The sequence below is a fragment of the Pandoraea soli genome (genome assembly GCF_902459595.1).
Taxonomy (GTDB): Bacteria; Pseudomonadota; Gammaproteobacteria; order Burkholderiales; family Burkholderiaceae; genus Pandoraea; species Pandoraea cepalis.
This window is the reverse complement of record NZ_CABPSG010000033.1, coordinates 1-4,164: the sequence shown is the minus strand read 5'-3', so window position 1 is coordinate 4,164 and position 4,164 is coordinate 1. Positions and strand designations below refer to the sequence as shown.

Below are 4,164 nucleotides of genomic sequence, written 5' to 3'. Positions count from 1 at the left end.
CCCCCGAGGAAGCAATGGCCAAGGAATTGGAAACCGCTGGGTTAGCTCAACGTTGCACTTGACTCTTGAGACCGCCCGGGCTCACCCAGCTTACGTCGCAGTTGCGACGGAGCTTCCCCGCAATCGTCACTGCCGATACGCTGAAAAAGCTTGAGATTGCGCCAAATAACGAAACATACTTACTGAACATTCTTAAGTTCGTCGGCGTGCTCGATGCGGAGAATAAGAAGACCGGAGAAGCAACTCCCATCTTTAATCAGCATAACGACGAAGAATTCCAGACGCAGTTTTCAAAGCTGGTCGAGCGGGCTTACAGCGAGTTGTTCGATCTACATGGTTCCAATGCTTGGGGCTTATCGATCGACAAGCTAATTGCGTTCTTCCGCAATCATGACGGTACGAGCGATATTGTTGGAAAAAGACAAGCTTCCACATTTCAAGCGTTGGCGCGCATCTCCGGAAAGGCCGTGGACGAAACGGAGCTAGCCAAGTCATCTGGTGCTGGAAGCACGAAGGTTGCCAAAAAGGTGGCACCAGCGAAGAAGGCGTCTCTTTCTAACGGGAATGCTGCCGTACGGCCGCCCATAGAAATTGGATCTAACGCGTCAAACCAACCGCAAGGGGCGAGCGGGGGGGGGCCAATACTAACGGCGTGGGTCTGACTGTACGCATAGAAATTAACTTGCCACCTGGCGGCGATCAGGAGACTTATGACGCGATCTTCAAGAGCATCCGGACCAACTTGCTGAACGGGCATGAAAACGGCCTTTGATCTATTCGAGAAAATTGTGCGGCATTCGAACGCACCAAAAAGCGCCGCAATCGCAGACGGTGCGAGCCTTCTCACGGGGCCGCTTCATCCTTTCGAGCTTCGCAACGTCCACCCCGGCATGCCCGTAAAGGTTCGGAAGTTGTTCGACGATGGGCATGGGGCAGAAGCGACCTTCCATGCCTTTAAGTTTGTTGAGAAAGTGGTCCAGCGGCATAGCGGCTCGAAGGACAATGGTCGAAAGCTGATGATGGCCGTTTTCGGGAAAGTGAATCCGGTTATCAAACTGAATGGGCTCGCGAATCCCAGTGAGGAGGATGAGCAAGAGGGCTATCAGTTCATGTTTGCGGGCTCCGTGGCCGCTATCAGGAATCCGGGCGGCCATGAGATCACCCTTAGTGATGACCCGGATGTTTGCTTAGACCATCTCGCATTTGCCTCCTTATTGCTTCGTCGACTCGAACGCGCCGGATATAAATAGCGAGCAGGTCAAAGAAGATCGCGCGCACCGTTCACTCGGAATCCGCAGCCCTTTCAAATGTCGTGGGCGCTTGCGGAGGTCTTGGCGTCAATTTGATGAGTGCAGACGCAGCGATTGCGGTTACGTTGATTGCCAACGGGAGGGGAGAGCGGAGGTTGATGACGTATGGAGCTGACGGCTTGCCTGGGTTCGATGAAGGATTCGAAAACGCGAAAGTATTCGATTTTTAGGTGTCGCGTTACCCTTTTCGATGTCTGCTGCGAAGCCAAGGCACAGTGGTCTGACGGGCGACGTTTTCGACTTGGGTCTTCGGCGTGCGTTTTGATACAGCCGTGGCCGAGACCGGCCGCATGATCATCTGTACGGGGGGAGGGATGTGCTATACCTCGCCGAACAGTTCCTCGAAGCCTTCCTTGCAAAGCTTGAGCATTGCTTCAGGGGCCCTCTTGTCCGTGGGAATCGCCGCCGCTGCGCGAATGACATCGTTCATCTCCCAGAATAGTTCTCTGACGCCGTTGCGAACCGAATTTTTCTGCTTTTGATCCAGCGTGCCCTCAAGCTCTTTCCAGATGGGGGCGAGGTCGGTCTCGATTGCCCCGTAGAAAATCTGAAGCGTGTCGTGAATGTAGAGCACGTCCTGCGCGCGTTTGTGCGCAACTCTCTTGTCCCTGATTAGGAGCTTCTGGATAATGAAGCTCACCGGGTTCGGCACTCTCAGATCGGCCACCGCCTCGTTCAGTCCAGACTCATCGGCCGGAATGCTCACCAGCCAAGGCTTGTGCAGCAGCACTTCTAGGTAGCGGAGCTTTTGCGCGACAACACCTGCATGCAATTCAGTCGCGTCCTCCCGCAATTCCCTGTTCCCATCGCGCTTCTTCCCGCTGCCCGTGAGTGGCGTGAGGAACTCCGCGTAAAATCCACTCGTGTCGCCACCCAAGTTATAGCGCATGGCCGGTGGCCTGAAACCGCCAGCAAGGTTCGGCTCCTCAATGAATCCAGCTCCTTCCAGTGCCTTCTTGATATCACCTTCGAGAGGCTCGCGCTTGTCGTACGCCACATCTGCGTCTTGGGTGAAGATCGGGGTGTGGTCCGCTGTGTAAGCGCGTGGCTCATAGCGGTAGAGCCGGAATGCCCAGCCGCCAATAAAGACGATCTGCTTGCGCCACGGCTCAAGGGTCACCGCAAGTCGGCTGAATTCGGCGAGTTCGCTCACAATTGTTCTCCCACAATATTTGCCAGCACACCGTGTTCGAGCTCGGCCGCCTGCTCTGCACCGCGCGTCGGGTCGGCGGAAACGTCCAGCCATGTCTGGATGACGTCTGACACCCATATACCGTCTCGCATCACTCGACCACGAAGCAGCGACTGAGGGTACGGGTGCTGTTTTAGAACCAGATCCGGTCGCTCGCCTTCGAACGCCCGACGAATGCCTCGCCAGTTCTCAGCGGTTCCGAGGTTGGGCACCCACAGCGTCGTTAGTGCGCCATGCACGTGCCCTACGCCGAGTGCATGCGCCGCAGCAAACTGACCCAGCGTTGCTCCCTCGTGCTGCTTGAGCGTCTTACGTAGCTGTTGCGTCTCAGGCACGCCATGCACTAAAAATCTCATCGGCACGCCGATGATCGGTTTCAGGTACGTGGCCTTCCATCGTTCTGCAAGCTTACGTCTTTGGACGATTCGCAGGTGCGGAGCGAACTCGACCAAATTCTCTTCTTTCAGGGCATTGACGAGACGCGTAGCGGTCATGACCGATACACCAGCTTCTCGTGCGAGCTCGGTCGCTGTCAGATAAGTCTTTTCCGGAGCACCAATTAGGTGATCGCGTTTGATGTCTGGCGCCAGCAATAGCTTGAGCATCCACTGGACCAGATCAGAGAAAACAAGTGCCGGCGGTGCTGAATGGCTTATTCGCCGCACACGTACGCTTGGCTCGTCGGCCTTCAAACCAGGAAAATCAACGTACAGAGGTGTGTCCGACAAGATGGCAACGGGTTCGCCTGCACCATACGCATGCTGAAAATCCCGCACTTTGTTGACGAGGGCCTGCGATGCAACGCCCACCCAGAGGAGGACGGCTGGCTGAAACTCTCCATTACGTGCATTTGCGTGGGCGCGTGATTCGAGCAGCGCCTGCGAGAACAGAGGTATCACACGATCTGTTCGTCCTTCTGTCAGTGCTTTGAGTACGGCGTGGTAACTTTCACCGTGAGGACTAGTTAGGACAAAATCTGCACCCTTGCCATCCGCTCGGTCCTCCTCGACTTTCCAGCCTCCGCTTTCAAACAGCGAACGCACGGAGTCCCGCGCTAGGCGCTCGGCTGCTCCAGTCTTGAAATAGTCGTTACTCATAATTCACTTGGCCGTGTTATTTAAAATGGCCATGTGAAATCACTTGGCCACGTTATGTCACTTGGCCATGTTATCACCGTGCCGCCGCATGTGCAAGGAAAGCGACTTCTTGCTCACTAATGCACGCGAAGGTCGTGATCGAGGCGTGGCGAGGAGAACATGACGAGTAGCGACCGAGAGATTGCTGGACGGATTAACGCCCGCATCCTACGTCCGGAAACTGGCGCAGAGAGCGTCACATTGCCCGCTCCCGCCTCTAAAGCTCGGTGCTCTGAAATTGGGAGACGTCGGTGCTATAGCTCGCCGAGAGGCCGGGATCGTCAGTGATTTTTGGGCGCGTAGCGGAGGCAGCAATGGCACATCAAAATTCTGCCACTAAATTGATTTTCATCGAGAATTCCAAAATGAGACAAGCGGTTAATAGCCTATCCGGGGTTCGAATCCCCGTCTCTCCGCCACAGATAAACAAAGGGCTTCCCGTGTGGAAGTGACCTGACTGGTTTTTTCGTACCACTGGTGTCTAGAGACTCACGGCCCCGGTGGTTGAACTACATTCGCTAGCCCG

General features: G+C 55.4%; 4 protein-coding genes. 2 read left to right on the top strand and 2 right to left on the bottom strand.

All coding sequences use genetic code 11. The annotated features are described in order from the left end of the window. Positions 1–65 precede the first annotated feature (65 nt). Together PSO31014_RS22140 and PSO31014_RS22135 are read left to right on the top strand one after the other, a co-directional pair. Positions 66–662: a DUF5343 domain-containing protein gene (locus PSO31014_RS22140; protein WP_150553582.1), complete on the top strand. Its 597-nt coding sequence runs from the start codon at positions 66–68 to the stop codon at positions 660–662. Between the two features lie 93 nt (positions 663–755). Continuing rightward, positions 756–1,250, top strand: coding sequence for a TIGR02391 family protein (locus PSO31014_RS22135; protein ID WP_150553581.1), 495 nt, complete (start codon positions 756–758; stop codon positions 1,248–1,250). A 379-nt stretch (positions 1,251–1,629) separates the two neighbouring features. Here PSO31014_RS22135 and PSO31014_RS22130 read toward each other — a convergent pair whose 3' ends face one another. Beyond that, positions 1,630–2,463, bottom strand: a complete 834-nt coding sequence (locus PSO31014_RS22130) for a GSU2403 family nucleotidyltransferase fold protein (protein WP_150553580.1) — start codon at positions 2,461–2,463, stop codon at positions 1,630–1,632. After that, positions 2,460–3,599, bottom strand: a complete 1,140-nt coding sequence (locus tag PSO31014_RS22125; RefSeq protein ID WP_150553579.1) for an RpiR family transcriptional regulator — start codon at positions 3,597–3,599, stop codon at positions 2,460–2,462. Before PSO31014_RS22125 ends, PSO31014_RS22130 begins: the two co-directional genes overlap by 4 nt. Positions 3,600–4,164 lie beyond the last annotated feature (565 nt).